Origin of the sequence: Paludibaculum fermentans (assembly GCF_051172195.1) — a bacterium.
GTDB classification, from domain to species: domain Bacteria; phylum Acidobacteriota; class Terriglobia; order Bryobacterales; family Bryobacteraceae; genus Paludibaculum; species Paludibaculum fermentans_A.
Genome location: NZ_JBPJAQ010000002.1, coordinates 358,346 through 373,161 on the forward strand (window position 1 = coordinate 358,346; position 14,816 = coordinate 373,161).

Consider the following 14,816-nt stretch of genomic DNA (forward strand, 5'->3'; position numbering starts at 1 on the left):
GTTCCAGTTGTGATGCCGGCTTATTGGGACTGATCCTGACGGGCAGTTCGCAGCAGTTCGTTAGGCAGGCGCCATCCCGCACATTGCCTGCCGGTTCACGCTTACGAGGATTGGCTACATCGGGGCGTGCTCCGTCGCTCAGGCGGCGTTAGCCACGGTTTGATCGCGCCGTGCGCCTTTCCGTTCGCGCCACAGCAGCCACGCGAGGATTGCGCCGGCACAAACGTCGTACGACCCGCAAAAGGCCGGCCACCACTCAGGCATGCCGGAATTGGTGATGACCCTGCCATGGAAGGAGTCGAAAACCCCGTGTCCGGCGAGCCCGGCCGCGACGATCCACGGATTCAGCCTGAACCCGAGCACGGCAGCGGCGCCGAACACGCCCAGCCCGACCAACTCGGCGACGAGAACCTGCCCTCCGCCGGCCATCACGGCAAACAGAACATAGTACGAGGCGACGACGATCAGCACGGTCGCGTAGAACGCCCGATCGCGGTCAAATCCAGCCAATCGCCCAAAGCCCGCCACGGCGAGCGACAGCAAGACTCCGACTCCGTATCCCATCCGAACCTCCCTTTCGTGACACCGCCGTGAACGCCGGGGTTTGGCACGCCTCCACATTGCTGTGGGCACGGAAACTCCAGGTTGTAGCGATCTTCGATAGAATGCCACGATTCAGTGCGGCGGTGTCCGTTCCTGCAGAGCGAAAGTTCGCCTGTGGGATGGCGACTTGGGAGACTGATCCGGACGGGCACTTCGGCGTATAGGGGACGACACGGCCTTCTGGATCTGAATAAGCCGTCGTCGATCGCTTGGCGGTCATTGACCACACGCTCCGCCTCTCATTCAGAGATTCAGGGCCCTTCCAAACTTGAACAGTGCCGGGAGGGAGAGGAGCAGCAGACCGGGTACTCCCGCGCCATATGCTACGGCCTTCCAGCCCGTAACTTGCCGCTCCGCGAGAGCTGATGCCATCAGGAAAGATAGGGCCGGCAGGTTCAGGGCCACAGCTGTTGCGGTCCCCGGCATGTAGCTACGTGCTGCAATCGATATGACGACGTGCGGATATACTGCGTTGGCTAACATCGCGACCATATATCCAAACGTCAGGTACGTCCATAGTGTCTGACCTCCCGACCTGGCACTCAGCCATGTGACGGCTAAAGCCAAGACAGTTAGGACAGCTACGGCAAAACAGAAAACACCTGTCGAAACGGGGGTGCACCAGAAACCGGATCGCCTCGCCCACCCTGGAAGCCATATGGCCTCTTCCACATTGTGAAGAATGATCACGACCGGGAAAAGCCATCGCAGATTTGTGAAGCTCACGTTCGGATTGTCCTTGGGCTTTGCTCGCGAGTCAACCGCGATGCGGATCCAATGCGGCCGCAAGGTCTTCGCCTCCACGCCACTCGGACGCAAACGCCCATGCCGCTGATGTGGCTCGCGTTCGGCGGTCTTGGAGGATTGGTACCCGGAGATGCCCGATTCGCCGCCCGGTTATGATGAGCATTGCCGCTGCCCGTTACGATGCCATTCGAAGAATATTCGGGGTCCGCGTCCGCCGAAATCCTGCGTCGCCGGTTGCGCAACGTTTATTGGATAGGGGGCGGGAGCTGCGCGGGGAAGTCGACGATTGCCCGCCGCCTGGCTGAGCGGTGGGACCTCGTTCTCTACTCCACGGATGACGTGATGGCGGAGCACTCGCGGCGAAGCACGGCTGGAGACTGCCCGCTACTGCACCAGTTCCTGGCTACGAGTCTGGACGAGCGCTGGGTCCTGCGTTCGCCGGATGTGATGCTGGCAACCTTCCACTGGTTTCAGGGCGAAGGCTTCCCCCTGATTGTCGAGGATTTGCTGCGGATCCCGGCCGAGCGGCGGGTCCTGGTGGAGGGCTTCCGGGTGTTGCCGCAGCTCGTCCGGCCGATTCTCTTCGATTCCCGTCACGCGGTGTGGCTGCTGCCTTCGCCGGAGTTTCGACGGGCCACGATGGAACGGCGGGGCGGAGCGAGCGCCGGGTTTCTGGCCCAGGCCAGTGATCCGAAACGGGCATTGGAGAACCTGCTGGCGCGCGATGAGATGTTCACGGAGCGGCTGGCTGGGGAGGTTGCGCGGTTGGGGTTGTCCGCGATTTCGATGGGTATGGGGTTTCCTGAAGAGGCGGCGGTGGAGATGGTCGTCCGGCAGTTTGGGTTCTGATTCCCATGGTGTGGGTTGAGCATTGGAGAGGGAAGGCCGCAGGCTGTGCTCCGGAGCCGTCACCCATGAGTGGTATTGGGCACCCCAATTCGCATCGCCACGGGCACTGAGTTTTGCGGACTGATCCGGCGCAACCGGATTGCTGTTGAACCACCCAGTAGTAAAGCGGGGCGGTCTCTCCGATGGCTTCGAATTGCACTCAGCTGAGTTCCCGGGCGAGTTCGCTGAGAAGCCCTCCGTACCCGCGGACGAAGCACATGCGATACGGGTCTTTGTACTGGACTTACTTCGCCAAGCCGGCGATGCCGGTGACACGACGGAGGTCCATGGACAACCTCGCGGCTGCGAGGGGACACTCGAGGTTGGACGTGACAGGCTGGCGCGGGTGCGAACCCGAAGGAGAGGCTTCCGGTCTGCCGGCGGTCCAACCGGTGGTGACGGTAAGCGCCACGCGGTCACTCACAACGAATCCCCCAAAACTGCCTCCCGGGGTGGTGATCGCACGCAGGCTGGCGTTGCTGTTGTGGATTGACCCGGCCAGGGAGAAGTGCCATATTTGCCTTGTCGCATTGAGGTCCGTAGTCAGGCGAAGACGATGGTCCGGGTCGGGGTTTTTTGTGTTGCGTCCCTCGGCATCCTTCAGCTGTCGTGGAGGTCGATGCGGGATCCCCGTTCTCACGGCTTCTATCGCTATTTCGCGTTTGAACTCCTGTCGGCTCTGATCCTCCTGAACGTGCCGATGTGGTTTCGCGATGCGCTCTCAGCTCGCCAGTTGGTGTCGTGGTCCCTCGGCGTTGCCTCTATCGGACTGGCGATTGAGGGATTCCGGCTCCTCCGGTTGATTGGTAAACCGGTGCGCACGGGTGTCCGCAGCACCAATCTCCCTTTTGAGAACACATCCACGCTGGTGACCGTTGGTGCGTATCGCTTCATACGCCACCCCATGTATACGTCGTTGTTGGCGCTTGTCTGGTGCGCATACCTGAAGAATCCTCTATCGATGGGTAGCGTTGTGCTGGCACTCGGGGCGAGCGGTTTTCTCATTGCGACCGCATTTGCCGAGGAACGGGAGAATCTCCAGCATTTCGGAGCAGGCTATGCGGCGTACCTGGAACGCACGCGACGATTTGTTCCGTTCCTATGGTGAAGGGGTATCAGAACAGGGAAGCGAGAGAGCTTCGCGTGTGGAGTCGTGACGGGGTAAGTGGTCCGGGCGGGTCGTATCGCGACAAGCACGGGGTCTCGGTTCCAGCTCAATTCTCGGAGGCTCCATGCCGCAGAATGCCGAGTTTGAACCAAGCCACCAGCGGTTTCGTCCCGGTGCGGCTTCAAAGCCGCGCGGGGCTTGCGGGCTCTCCCCCCACGGACGGCTATACCCGGAGCGAGCCGCGGAAGCCCCTGGCGGCATAGTAAGACTCCGCGCCGTTGTGATAGACGAACACCGTGTCGTAACGGTGATCACAAAAGAGGGCGCCGCCGAGGCTTCTGATTGGCGGAGGCGTGCTGATCCAGCTCGAGGTCTTCGTGTCGAACACCCCAAGTTTCTGTAGGTCGCGATACTGGTCTTCGGTGAGGATCTCGATGCCGATGGCGGCCGCCATGTCCAGCGCACTGTTCTCCGGCTTATGCTGCTTTCTCGACTCCAGTGCTTCGCGGTCGTAGCAGAGGCTTCTCCGGCCATTGGGACTTTCTGCCGAACAATCGCAGAAGATGAACTCGCCCGTCGATTTGTCGCGCCCGATCACGTCCGGTTCACCACCGGTTCGCTCCATTTCGCCCAGGGACCAGAGCTTCTCAGGGTTGGTTTCCAGCCTGGTTCGTACAAGATCCCAGGCAAGCCCGTCGTGACGATTCCTGTTTTTCTCGAAACGGGACTTCCATACTCCGAGGAGATGTTCCCGCTGCTCTGGCGACAGCCGCTTGTCGTTGGTGTTTCCCTGCGGTTTTGCTTTCATCGCTCCAGCTCCCTTCGGCTCCACGAAAGGCCGTGAATCCGGGCGGAGAAGGTGTAGCCGCCCCCTCGCCCGTGGCATGCATGAGAGAGTATCGCACGATGCCAGGATGGCGCATGTCTATTGGACGGGCAAACGGGCAGTCGGCTCGGCCGGGGTGGGCTGGGTGGCCGGTGTCGCTTCTACTCGGCGCCCCCGGCCGCTTCTATCAGACGCAGTGCTGGCTCGCTCACGAAGATCGGCGCATGAAATCGCCTCCCCCACGACAAGGCTGTCACATCGCGGTACTCATGGCGCGCGCCGTCAGCGTGCTTGGCGTGGCCGGGATGAAGTTGTTTCCAGAGGGACGCCCGTATATTTGGGTCAGCACCGCGCTCCAAGAGCAGTTCGGTGAACGGCGCGATGTACGGCCCGCGGTTCCTGTAGTTCATCCAGAAATTGGGCTGGGACACCACTGTTGCAAAGAGCGCGGTGTAGCCGCCGAACCCGGCAGCGCCAACGGCTGAACGCGCGTTTGCGTCCATTCCGTGATCGAGGAGCCAGAGCGCCATCTCCATCTCGTCGTAGTCCACGCACATGTGGAGGAGTGTCGTTCCGCCGAGAGGGGTGCCCACTGTCGCATTGATTGGATCGAGACAGCCCATCTCGCTGGGATAGATCTCGCGATGGCTGAATGTGCGACCAAGAAGTGCCGGATCACGGCGCAGGTGTTCGGCGAGCAGATCGATTCTTCCGCGGTGCAAGGCCATCACCGGCGTGTCGGGATATACCACGCCGTGCTGCTCGTAGAGCTCGAGAATCCTGTGCTTCGCTGCTGGATTTCTACCGTCGGTCTCGAGCACTACATCGACTGGCGCGAGGAGCTTGCCATTGTCGTCGTAAACGCGCGCGCCGACGCCGAGTGCATACAACGTCCCTTCGACGCTGAGCGTGTACGCGGGCCCGCCCAGGCCATCGTCGGGCATCGCAGGTTTGCCGAGCAGCAAGACGAGAAGTTTTGCGGTTTCGATTTTGCCTTGCAGCACCGCACGACCCCACGCAGAGCGGTGGTCGGTGGCGCCGGCCTCATGGAGCGCCTGGACGAGGCGATCTCGCCCAAGGTTGGCCGCATAGGTCATGGGCGGACCCCAATTGCTGTCACTGCGTATGAGCGTCGCTTCATACAACAAGTTCCGGTTCCGGTTCACCAACTCGAGAACCTCGCGCAGGTCGTCACTCCAGATGGCATTGGCGAGATTCACGGCTTGGATAAGCCGCGCCCAGCTATTCGCCTGATACATGCGTGCGAGTACCAACTGCGCACCGGCCAGCTTGATACTGGGCGGGTCCATCGTTGGCTCAGGGTGATGTTCCCGGAGTTCCGCCAGAGCATCGGAATCGCCCGAGTGAATAGCGGCCAGGAGTTCTTTGGCTTGATGCTTGAGTTGGTCCAGATCGGGACGAACTGGCAACGAACGGATAGACATAGCGTGGCCTCCTCTAAATGGCCCGGTCCGCTTGCATCGGGTAAAAGGAGGTTCGCGAGAACCTGATAACGAAAAACGCTGCAGGTGGACTCAGTCCTATCCGCGGAAAGAGGCGCCCTGTGCGCCCGGAGTCGAGATTAGCACAAGCCAAAGAACTCGCGCGACACGACCTCTCCGGGCGGGTCCTGGGTTCGTGAGGCCAATCACCGGCGGCTCTCCGGTCGTGTCTCAACGGCTTTTACCCATGCAGTGAAGAGGCTTCCGGAAGAGATTGGCGCGCGGGTCAGGTCGCGTCTGCGTTTCGGCGGGCATCGCGCACTCATTTTGCTACCAGCCGGGGTACGACCACGTCTATTCATCGAAGTTCATACCCGATCACGTTGCCTGGCCTGCGGAGAGATTGGGAAGGGGAGACACGATGACGCTCAATCGACGCGAATTTGTTCAATTGGCAGCGGGGCTGGGCGCCTCGCTGGCGTGGGGCGGAGCGGCTCGAGCGTCCACCACCGCTTGGCATGAGCGTCGCGACCTTTATCCGGAGGGCGTCGCGTCCGGCGATCCCGATGTGAGCAGCGTGATCCTCTGGACGCGGCGGCCGTTCGAGCCGGGCGGGCGACGTGTGCTGACGGTGGAGGTGGCCGAGGATGATGCGTTCCGGCGGGTCGTCGCCACGGCGCCAGCGCCGGTGTCAGCGGAATCGGATTGGACGACGCGCGTGCTGGTCGGTCATCTCAAGCCTTCGCGCGTCTACTGGTACCGATTCACCGATGAGGAGGGGAACGGTAGCCGCGTTGGCCGGACGATCACCGCGCCTCTGGCGAACGATCCACGGCCCGTCCATTTCGCATTTGTCAGTTGCCAGAGCGTGAATGAAGGCAAGCTCAACGGCTATCGCCGGATGATTTTTGAGGATGAGCGCGCGGCGCCCGCCGATCAACTGGGTTTCGTTCTCCACCTCGGCGATTTCATTTATGAGGTTGTCGAATATCCCGACGAGGTGAAGACGCGGTATGACCGCACGATCTACGAAGTCTGCCGGATTCCCGATGGCGGCCAAACCGGCAAATTCCATTACCCGCTAACGGTCGACGGCTATCGCGCCGTCTATAAGGGCTACCTTGCGGATCCCGACCTGCAGGACGCGAGAGCGCGTTGGCCGTTCGTCGCCATCTGGGACAATCACGAATTCTCCTGGCAGGGCCGGCAGAGCATCGTCCAGGCGGGGGGCGCTCCGCAGCCGGGCCAGACTGTGAAGGTCGCAGCCAACCAGGCGTGGTTCGAATACATGCCCGCACGCGTGAAGGCACCGAGCGGATCGCTGGACACGTTCGGCGCGCTGGCGGTGAAGAATGTTGCGATTGAAGAGTGGGACGAGAGTGGCCTCGGGATCGAACCCAATAATCTGAAGGCCATCCATAGCCTGATCGCCTATCGGTCTTTGCGCTACGGCCGGCACCTCGATCTCATTCTCACCGACCAGCACAGCTTCTGCGGCGACGACCCGACCGATGCGGAGGGCGTCGGCAAGATTTACGATCCGGCTTTTAACGGGATGTTCTCTGAGCCGGCGATGATCGCGCTGGATGCCGGCCGCACCTGCAACGGCGGCAAACCGCCCGCCGAACTCAGCTTTGGCGAGATCAGCATCCCCAATCCCCGAAAGGATTCAGCACCGCGCACGCTGCTCGGGACCCGGCAGAAGAGATGGTTCCTGGACCAGCTGCGGCGGTCCGCGGCAACCTGGAAGATCTGGGGCAATTCGCTGGGCGCACTCGATTTGCGGGCCGACCCGCAGAACCTACCCGATGGCCTGACCAGGCAGAAGTGGCCGGCCGACACCTTTGCGCAGATCGGCAGCGGCGATTATGGCAGCGCCTACCACGAGCGTGGCGAGATCTATGACCTCGTCCGCGATTCGAAGATCACCGGGTTTGCGATCGTGTCGGGCGACCGTCACAGTTTCTGGGCTGGCTATGCCGCCTCCCGACTGCCACCGGCCCAGTTTGAGCCGGTAGGGCTCAGTTTTGTCGGCGCCTCGCTGGCCAGCCCTGGGGCGATGGAGTCTTTTGAGCACAGGCTTCCGAAGGATCATCCGCTGCGTTCGCTGTTCCTGGCCGACCGGCCAGGGGGTAAGCCCGAATGGACCTACAACATGCTCCTCAAGCACGGGGTCCGCTCGTGCCTCGAATACGCGAGGAGTTTCGACCTGAAGCGCGCTCACGCCGTTTCCAATCCGAAACTGTCCCCGCACCTTCAATTCGTGGATATGGGTGGTCATGGCTATGCGACGGTGCGGCTCACCGGCGATGAAATGCGGACCGAGTTCGTGTGCATTCCACGCCCGATCACGCGCAGCGATCGTGCCGATGGCGGTCCGCTTCGCTACCGGGTCGTCCACACGGCATCGCTCTGGAAACCGGGCGAGCGGCCTTTGTTGCGCCAGCAAGTGATTGAGGGCGATCCCGGCCTTTCGATTTGAGAGGGCTTGGGGCGATGATTGCGTCCGCCGCTGTGCTGGCGGTGGGGACCGCGCTTGTTGTCCGGACGGGGAACAGAAGCCGCGCGGACCTCGCTGCTGAATTAGGCCGCTTTCGCCGTTCGGGCTTCAATGCCCAGCCTGGGCCTTCTGGTCGCAGAGCAGCCGGTGGTCGCCGTCGTGATACAGGTTGCAGCGGTCGACGAGTGCCTCGCGGAGCCGGCGCCGGGCGCGGTGCAGCCGGATCTTGACCGTCTCCAGCGATGCTCCGACAACGCTCCCGATCTCGGCATCGGCCAGCCCTTCGATCTCGCTCAGGATCAGGACAGCCCGATAGGTGTCCGGCAGTTCATCGATGAGGCCGCGAACGCACTCGCTCATTTCGCCTCGGATCAGGCGCTGTTCCGCGGTCTCGGCGGAGTCGGGCGCGAGGGCCTCCTCTTCCGCCGGAATCGCGATGGGGCCGGCGCCTCGCCTTCTGTCCATGGCGGCATTGGTGGCGATGCGATAGACCCACGAAGAGAGTCCTTCGCCGCGATAGTCGCCAAGGGCGCGGCTGACCTTGATGAAAACTTCCTGCGAGACGTCCTCGGCGTCGTCTGGACCCACCAGCCGAGCGAGGTACCGGAGAATTCTCGGATAGAAAGCGGAGTACACCGCATTGAAATCAACGCCGTGTGCTTCCTTGTCGATGGAGGACATGATTCCCCCCTCCCTGACGATGCCCTGAGGCGATTTTCCCGCCTCCGCGGCGAGGACGCAAGGGCCGGCTTCGGCGGCCGTCATCGACAGCCGCACCCCTGGGCGGGTCCACAGGGCGTCTCGCCATTCGGTGCGGACGTGAAGACGGCGTTATCGCCCGCCAGCACGGCTTCGATCTGCTCAATGGCTGCGTTGTGGACGGATCGGGCGATGCCCACGGTGGCCCGCAACATCTCCGGTGTGGCCCCCAGGCGACCGGCCTCGGCCATGTGCAAAACCAGGTCCGGGACGGATTGAACGCAGATGGCCGACGCGACTGCTATCAGTTCCGCCAATAGCTGCTTATTGGCCCGGAAGGCAGCATCCAGTTCCGGCCGGGCGCCCTGGCAGCGTTCACTCCAGCGATCGATGCCGCGGGTGGCCGCCAGCCTCACGGCGAGGGCCGCCTCCACGGCAAAGTGGATGCCTTGTCCACAGGCGCCGGCCTCACGCGCGGCTCTGACCTGAAATTCCGTGCAGGGCTGGCACCCGGCGGCGACTGAGGCCCCGAGCGCGATCAATACTTTGAGCTTGGGATCGATGACTGGTTCGATTGACACTGTTTGACTCCTGCCGTGAAGACGGAAGGCGGTTGGGAAAAGATACACCGGCCGGCCCAGTGTATCGATTCCGGCATGATTCCCGTCTTCACGAGCGAGGTAGCAACCATGCGAAATAACACGCTTTCCATGATTCTGGTTTACGCGTTCCTGGGCCTGACCGTGCTGACCGGGGTGGGTTCGTTTCTCGTCTTCGGCCAGTTCCTTGGCAGTATGGGCCTGAGCCTCTTCCTATTCGGATTCAGCTCGTTGGCGGCGGCGCTTTTCGACGCGGCGCTCTGCCTCCTCTTCTTCCTGCAGCACAGCGGGATGGTGCGCCGTTCGTTTCGCGAATGGGCTGAGCAGTGGATCCCAAGCTGGCTGAGCCGGGCTTTGTATACCTTCGCTTCGGCCTTCGCGCTGGTGCTGTTGTGCGTGCTGTGGCAACCGGTGGACGCGACGCCGTTGACCCTCGAAGGTCCCCTGAGCCTGCTTGTCCGGGCCATCTCACTACTGGCGCTCCTCAGCTTCGTGTGGGCGTTCGTTTCGATCGAGGGGTTTGATGCGTTCGGTACCGCCGACGTGCTGGCACGCTTCCGCCATCGCAGCCACGCCCCTGTTCCGCTGGCCGTGAGCGGCCCCTACCGGTGGGTTCGTCATCCGTTCTATTTCCTGGTCCTGGTGATGCTCTGGGCCTCGCCGGTGCTTTCAGAGGACCGTGTGCTGTTGAACGCATTATTCAGTATCTGGATCGTTCTCGGTACACGATGGGAGGAGCGAGACCTGGTCGCCCAGTATGGCGACGCCTACCGGCGCTACCAGGCGGAGGTTCCGATGCTGATGCCATGGCGGGTTCCGGCCAGGCCGCAAAGCGCCGTCGTCCATTGATGATTCGGGATTTGGCCACAGGCAGAGCCGATGTTCCAACGTCGAGTGTGCGCACGGGCCATTTCGTTCAGGTGACGCGTCGAAACCAGAGGTCAGGCGGCATCCTGAACGGTCCAAAACAGGCTTGCTACACTGAGCCGCATGAACGTCCTCGACTGGCTGCTGGAATCGGACCCCGCGATTCGTTGGCAGGTGATGCGGGAGCTGGCCGGCGCACCTGAGGAGGCCGTCGCGGCAGAGCGCGCGCGAGTGGCTCATGAAGGATGGGGCGCCAGGCTGCTGGCGCTGCAGGGCGAGGATGGCCAGTGGGCCGGAGGCGCCTGTTTTCCGGCGCAGAGTTTTCATTGGCGGGCCGAGAATGAGGGCCAGCCCTGGACCTCCACGCTGCCCACACTTCAGCTACTCCATGATTTTGGAATTGATCCGTGCTGTGACAAGGTCCGTCAAGCCGTAGAACTCGTCAGAGAGAACTGCCGTTGGGAGCATGCCGGGCAGCGCTTCTTCAGCGGAGAGGTGGAGCCGTGCATCAATGGCAGGACGGTCACCTTGGGCCTCTACTTCCACCAGGATGTAAGCGGCGTGGTGGCGCGCCTGCTTGAGGAGCAATTGGAGGACGGCGGGTGGAACTGCGAAGCGGAGAACGGTTCCGTCCGGTCGTCGTTCGCGACCACAATCAATGTGCTGGAAGGACTCTGGGCGCATGAGCGCGCAACGGGCGGCACGGCGGAATCGATGGCGGCCCGGCGGCGGGGTGAGGAATACCTGCTGGAGCGGAGACTGTTCCGACGGAAGAGTACCGGCGGGGTTGTTGATCCAGCCTGGCTGCAATTCTCGTTTCCGACCCGCTGGCACTATGATGTCCTGCGCGCCATCGAGTACTTCCGGACGGTTGGGGCTCCGCCCGACCCGCGCATAGAGGAAGCGATCGGGTTGCTTCGATCCAAACAGCAGGCCGGCGGAGTGTGGTTGCTGGAGAATACACATCCCGGCAAGGTCCACTTTGCGCTGGAGGATGGCGACGGGCGGCCCAGCCGGTGGATTACGCTGCGGGCACTGCGTGTGCTCCGCTGGTGCGAGAACGCTGGGTCCTCGCGATAGCGCCGCTTTGCGGCAGTCCGTGCACGGGGTTCGCGGGCGTAGCGCTAGACCCGGAGCGAGCCGCGGAAGCCCCTGGCCGCGTAGTAGGATTCCGCGCCGTTGTGATAGACGAAGACCGTGTCGTAACGGCGATCGCAGAAGAGGGCGCCGCCCAGTTTTCTGATCTTCGCGGGGGTCGCGATCCAACTGGAGGTCTTCGTGTCGAAGGCGCCAAGTCTCTGTAAGTCCCGATACTGATCCTCCGTGAGGATCTCGATACCCATGGCTGCTGCCCATTCGAGCGCACTGCCTTCCGGCTTGTGCTCTTTTCCGGACTCCTGCGCTTCGCGGTCATAGCAGAGGCTTCTGCGGCCGTTGGGGCTTTCGGCCGAACAGTCGTAGAAGATGAAGGCGCCCGTTGTTTCGTGGCTCACAACGTCCGGTTCACCGCCGGTTCGCTCCATTTCGTTCAGGGACCAGAGCTTTTCCGGGTTGGCTTCCAGCTTCGTTTGTACCTGATCCCAGGCAAGACCTTCGTGACGCCTGCTGTTGTTCTTGAAGCGGGATTTCAGCATCCCGAGGAGCTGCGCCCGCTGTTCTGGCGACAGCACCCTGCCGTTGTTGCCTCCAATCGTCGATCTCCCCTGCGTTCGATGAAAGGCCGTGACTCCGGGCGGGGAAGGTGCATCCGCCCCCCGCATGCCGCATTCATGAGAGTATCTCACGCTGTTTGGATGACGCATGCCGATTGATCGGGGCGGTTGACGCGGAGACGGGAAGTTGACTCAACGAGGGTGCGGCTGGACGGTTGAGTCACCGAGGCCCGGCGGCCCAGGACTTGAGAGGCTCCGCTCCACACAACGGCGTTTTCCGCGTATGCTCCCCAGCTTCAGCGGGGCCGTGCTCGAGTCTGTTTGATTATGGCAGGCGAGACGGCCTACTTCGCTGTGGATGACCGCAATTTCTCCAGGGATTTGATCGTGTCGCCGAGGCGATCGACCTTCACGAATGGTTTCTGCAGGAACGCCGCCACGACGGAGTTGAAGCGATCGGGGTCATCAAATGGGATCATGTGCGTGGCGGCGAGCCACTGCTGCTGATCCATGGGAACGGTGGCAGCAGCCGCGATCTCGCGGCCCAGATCACATACTTCCGCAAGAGCTACCAGGTGATCGCCATGGACAGCCGAGACCAGGGCCGGTCCGGCGACAGCGCCGCAAAGATTACCTATGAGAAGATGACCGAGGATCAGGCCGCCCTGCTGGACCATCTGAAGCTCGGCGCGGTCAACGTCGTAGGCTGGAGCGACGGCGGAATCGAAGCACCCAATGCCAGATTGGGAGTTGCCCGGCCCAGTTCATCGAGGAAGGCGGGCACGGAGCCATCGGATCTGGCCTGCGTGGCTGATTTCATCTTCTGCCACATGGAACCAGGCCCAGTGTGCATTTCTCTCCGGCATTGCTACGAGCGGCTTTTCGAGCCAGGCGTCATCCAGCTTACCCAGGGTGGACAAAGTTGTTTCGCGAGTCCGGTCGAGCGCCTCCAGATAGGATTCAGGTTCCCGGTTTCGAATCTGCTCTCGAGCTTGCGCTCCCAAATCGAGCGCCGCCAACCAAGGCGCCTCCTCGATCGCCGACGGCACGTGCTCCCCGAAAGTGAGCACTTGATGCCACCATTCCACGGCGGCCGCATGCGCTAACAGGGCGCCGATCGAGTTACTCGCTTCATCGTGAAGATGATCCAACTGAGCGCAAGTGAGGCCGTCGACTGCTGTCATTAGCGCTTGCCGCGAATGCGTGAGGATGCAAACCAAACGGCCAATCGTTGGTGCGAAACCGGGGATTGGCTCGATGCGAAGCGGCAACCTTGCAGGGCGGCTGGCCAAGTGAATTCCCACGTCCAAGTATACAAACCCGGTTTTGCCAGTGAATTAACACACAGCGGGCTTTTACGAGCACGCGGATTGCCGGAAATCGGACCTTCCTGTGGAGATCGTTTCTGATAATCCTCGCTTTCAGGAGGCGAGAACTGCCAAGGGCGCATCACGTTCCTCTCCACGCACTGGCCCCCGCCGCCGTCTAGTGGTTACAGGATTGCTCGATTGTGCAGCGTCCGGAGCGGAGTCAGCCGCTCAGCTTGGAGGTCGCGTGAATCGTACTCTCATTTTGGCCTTGCTGGCTGCGAGCGCGTCTGCGCAAACCCCGCCGGCCACAAATACCATCACGCCTGTGCTGAGTGAGGAACAGGTGATCCAACTGGAAGCCCAGGTGGCGGCGAATCCCTCCGACGTTGCCTCTCGGACGCTGTTGGGGAAGAACTACGCTTACTCCGTCCTCGGCGTCACGGAGTTGGGCGAGTGGGATCGAGTCACCGGCATTGATCCCGCAAAGGCCGCCAGCACGTTTGCGGCGCATGCGCGGCAGCAGCTTGCTGAATCAGGTTTGGCCGGCGTTTGTGGGGAGGGCGGCTACGCACTGTGGAATGCGTCGTTTGAGGTGGAGGGCTCCCTCGTCGCGGGTCCCCGGGCTCTGAGCAGCATCCATGCGGACCGCACGCTCGCCGTCCGGGCTGTTGACCGGGCGATCACCCTGGAGCCGGCTGCTGGAAGATGGCACGAGTATCGTGCTCGTACGCTCGTCGTTAGGACGAGATTCAACGTTGGTCCACTGCTCAGCGCTGTTGAGGCATTCCACCTGATCGGGCAAGACATGGCCGCCTTGAACGGCGTTGTTCGGGACGCACTGCTGCCCACGGCAGCCCGGCTGGCGCTGGATGCGCAAGCGCCTGACGAAGCCAGGGCCTATGCGCGCGAAATGCTCGACAAGGCCAGGATCACGAGGCACGGGTATCGGGGCAACCTGGTGTTCTACGGGAATACGGTGCTGGGCCAGCTTGCCCTCCGGGGTGGCGATCAGGTTCAGGCGGGGGAGTATCTGCTCGCGGCTGGGAAGACTCCAGGGTCACCCCAACTGAACTCGTTCGGGCCGAATATGTCGCTCGCCAAGGAACTGATTGAGGCCGGGTACAAAGAGCCCGTGCGGCAGTTCTTCGACGAGTGCAGTCTCTTCTGGCGGTTGGATCGAGGGCGGCTGAAGACCTGGGCCGCCCTGATGGATTCAGGACAGATGCCCAATTTCGGAGCGAATCTGGTTTATTGATGGACCACCCATGGATCCAGGGCCGAGGGGCGTTCTGGATGAGGTTGAGGCGGCGGCCGGCTTCCAGGGCAAGCGGCCCGCTTCATGGGGCAGGCTGACGCAGCGTGGGTTCGGCGGGAAGTTGGCTGTGTTGGGTTAGTCTTCCTTGTTGGGTCGGTCCAACTCCTACGTGCGATCGAAAGCGTTGGTTCCGTGGTCAGTCCTGACGCGTGGTTTCGTGTCGGCCGAGTCTGCCTGGATGATGCACCGGCCACGCGAGGCCGGTCGTTGCTGGGGTGGCCGGGGGTTGGGATATCGCTTACCCCGGAGTCATAGTACGC

General features: G+C 62.3%; 15 protein-coding genes and 1 pseudogene. 7 read left to right on the plus strand and 9 right to left on the minus strand.

From position 1 onward, the window contains the following. Nucleotides 1-138: 138 nt before the first annotated feature. Together ACR9Y2_RS28110 and ACR9Y2_RS28115 are read right to left on the minus strand one after the other, a co-directional pair. Entirely contained in the window at nt 139-543 is a 405-nt protein-coding gene (locus tag ACR9Y2_RS28110) for a hypothetical protein (protein WP_435045197.1), read from the minus strand. A gap of 303 nt (nt 544-846) precedes the next feature. Next, nucleotides 847-1,407, minus strand: a complete 561-nt coding sequence (locus tag ACR9Y2_RS28115) for an HXXEE domain-containing protein (protein ID WP_435045198.1) — start codon at nt 1,405-1,407, stop codon at nt 847-849. Between the two features lie 123 nt (nt 1,408-1,530). On the opposite strand from ACR9Y2_RS28115, the gene ACR9Y2_RS28120 reads away from it, so the two are divergent. Continuing rightward, entirely contained in the window at nt 1,531-2,199 is a 669-nt protein-coding gene (locus tag ACR9Y2_RS28120) for a hypothetical protein (protein ID WP_435045199.1), read from the plus strand. 283 nt (nt 2,200-2,482) lie between these two features. Here the strand turns inward: ACR9Y2_RS28120 and ACR9Y2_RS28125 are convergent, their stop codons facing one another. After that, complete coding sequence (locus ACR9Y2_RS28125; RefSeq protein ID WP_435045200.1) at nt 2,483-2,662, minus strand: hypothetical protein; 180 nt, start codon at nt 2,660-2,662, stop codon at nt 2,483-2,485. A gap of 195 nt (nt 2,663-2,857) precedes the next feature. On the opposite strand from ACR9Y2_RS28125, the gene ACR9Y2_RS28130 reads away from it, so the two are divergent. Continuing rightward, nucleotides 2,858-3,346, plus strand: a complete 489-nt coding sequence (locus tag ACR9Y2_RS28130; protein ID WP_435045201.1) for a methyltransferase family protein — start codon at nt 2,858-2,860, stop codon at nt 3,344-3,346. 223 nt (nt 3,347-3,569) lie between these two features. On the opposite strand, the gene ACR9Y2_RS28135 is transcribed toward ACR9Y2_RS28130, so the two are convergent. Together ACR9Y2_RS28135 and ACR9Y2_RS28140 are read right to left on the minus strand one after the other, a co-directional pair. Then, entirely contained in the window at nt 3,570-4,154 is a 585-nt protein-coding gene (locus ACR9Y2_RS28135) for a DUF4256 domain-containing protein (protein ID WP_435045202.1), read from the minus strand. 179 nt (nt 4,155-4,333) lie between these two features. Beyond that, entirely contained in the window at nt 4,334-5,617 is a 1,284-nt protein-coding gene (locus tag ACR9Y2_RS28140) for an ankyrin repeat domain-containing protein (RefSeq protein WP_435045203.1), read from the minus strand. A gap of 418 nt (nt 5,618-6,035) precedes the next feature. On the opposite strand from ACR9Y2_RS28140, the gene ACR9Y2_RS28145 reads away from it, so the two are divergent. Further along, entirely contained in the window at nt 6,036-8,096 is a 2,061-nt protein-coding gene (locus tag ACR9Y2_RS28145; RefSeq protein WP_435045204.1) for an alkaline phosphatase D family protein, read from the plus strand. Between the two features lie 126 nt (nt 8,097-8,222). Here the strand turns inward: ACR9Y2_RS28145 and ACR9Y2_RS28150 are convergent, their stop codons facing one another. After that, nucleotides 8,223-8,795, minus strand: coding sequence for an RNA polymerase sigma factor (locus ACR9Y2_RS28150; protein WP_435045205.1), 573 nt, complete (start codon nt 8,793-8,795; stop codon nt 8,223-8,225). A gap of 80 nt (nt 8,796-8,875) precedes the next feature. Next, on the minus strand, nt 8,876-9,394 hold the full coding sequence (locus ACR9Y2_RS28155; RefSeq protein WP_435045206.1) for a carboxymuconolactone decarboxylase family protein: 519 nt from the start codon (nt 9,392-9,394) through the stop codon (nt 8,876-8,878). A gap of 108 nt (nt 9,395-9,502) precedes the next feature. Here ACR9Y2_RS28155 and ACR9Y2_RS28160 point away from each other — a divergent pair, with 108 nt between their 5' ends. After that, the gene (locus ACR9Y2_RS28160; RefSeq protein WP_435045207.1) at nt 9,503-10,261 is read left to right on the plus strand and encodes a methyltransferase family protein; all 759 of its coding nucleotides are present in this window, start codon (nt 9,503-9,505) and stop codon (nt 10,259-10,261) included. A gap of 141 nt (nt 10,262-10,402) precedes the next feature. After that, entirely contained in the window at nt 10,403-11,359 is a 957-nt protein-coding gene (locus ACR9Y2_RS28165; protein WP_435045208.1) for a hypothetical protein, read from the plus strand. A 44-nt stretch (nt 11,360-11,403) separates the two neighbouring features. Here ACR9Y2_RS28165 and ACR9Y2_RS28170 read toward each other — a convergent pair whose 3' ends face one another. Next, nucleotides 11,404-11,913: a DUF4256 domain-containing protein gene (locus ACR9Y2_RS28170; protein ID WP_435046338.1), complete on the minus strand. Its 510-nt coding sequence runs from the start codon at nt 11,911-11,913 to the stop codon at nt 11,404-11,406. A gap of 497 nt (nt 11,914-12,410) precedes the next feature. On the opposite strand from ACR9Y2_RS28170, the pseudogene ACR9Y2_RS28175 reads away from it, so the two are divergent. Then, nucleotides 12,411-12,617 (plus strand): annotated as a pseudogene (locus ACR9Y2_RS28175) (alpha/beta fold hydrolase); the annotation flags it as partial. 78 nt (nt 12,618-12,695) lie between these two features. Here ACR9Y2_RS28175 and ACR9Y2_RS28180 read toward each other — a convergent pair. Beyond that, a complete protein-coding gene (locus ACR9Y2_RS28180) occupies nt 12,696-13,235 on the minus strand; it encodes a DUF664 domain-containing protein (protein WP_435045209.1) in 540 nt (179 codons plus the stop codon). A gap of 250 nt (nt 13,236-13,485) precedes the next feature. Here ACR9Y2_RS28180 and ACR9Y2_RS28185 point away from each other — a divergent pair, with 250 nt between their 5' ends. Next, nucleotides 13,486-14,496, plus strand: coding sequence for a hypothetical protein (locus tag ACR9Y2_RS28185; RefSeq protein ID WP_435045210.1), 1,011 nt, complete (start codon nt 13,486-13,488; stop codon nt 14,494-14,496). The last annotated feature ends 320 nt before the right edge of the window (nt 14,497-14,816 follow it).

Bases quoted from the DNA above. Each gene is read 5' to 3' on its own strand.
- ACR9Y2_RS28120 (WP_435045199.1), top strand. From the start codon at position 1,531: ATGCCATTCGAAGAATATTCGGGGTCCGCGTCCGCCGAAATCCTGCGT.
- ACR9Y2_RS28130 (WP_435045201.1), top strand. From the start codon at position 2,858: ATGCGGGATCCCCGTTCTCACGGCTTCTATCGCTATTTCGCGTTTGAA.
- ACR9Y2_RS28135 (WP_435045202.1), bottom strand. From the start codon at position 4,154: ATGAAAGCAAAACCGCAGGGAAACACCAACGACAAGCGGCTGTCGCCA.
- ACR9Y2_RS28140 (WP_435045203.1), bottom strand. From the start codon at position 5,617: ATGTCTATCCGTTCGTTGCCAGTTCGTCCCGATCTGGACCAACTCAAG.
- ACR9Y2_RS28145 (WP_435045204.1), top strand. From the start codon at position 6,036: ATGACGCTCAATCGACGCGAATTTGTTCAATTGGCAGCGGGGCTGGGC.
- ACR9Y2_RS28150 (WP_435045205.1), bottom strand. From the start codon at position 8,795: ATGTCCTCCATCGACAAGGAAGCACACGGCGTTGATTTCAATGCGGTG.
- ACR9Y2_RS28160 (WP_435045207.1), top strand. From the start codon at position 9,503: ATGCGAAATAACACGCTTTCCATGATTCTGGTTTACGCGTTCCTGGGC.
- ACR9Y2_RS28165 (WP_435045208.1), top strand. From the start codon at position 10,403: ATGAACGTCCTCGACTGGCTGCTGGAATCGGACCCCGCGATTCGTTGG.
- ACR9Y2_RS28170 (WP_435046338.1), bottom strand. From the start codon at position 11,913: ATGCTGAAATCCCGCTTCAAGAACAACAGCAGGCGTCACGAAGGTCTT.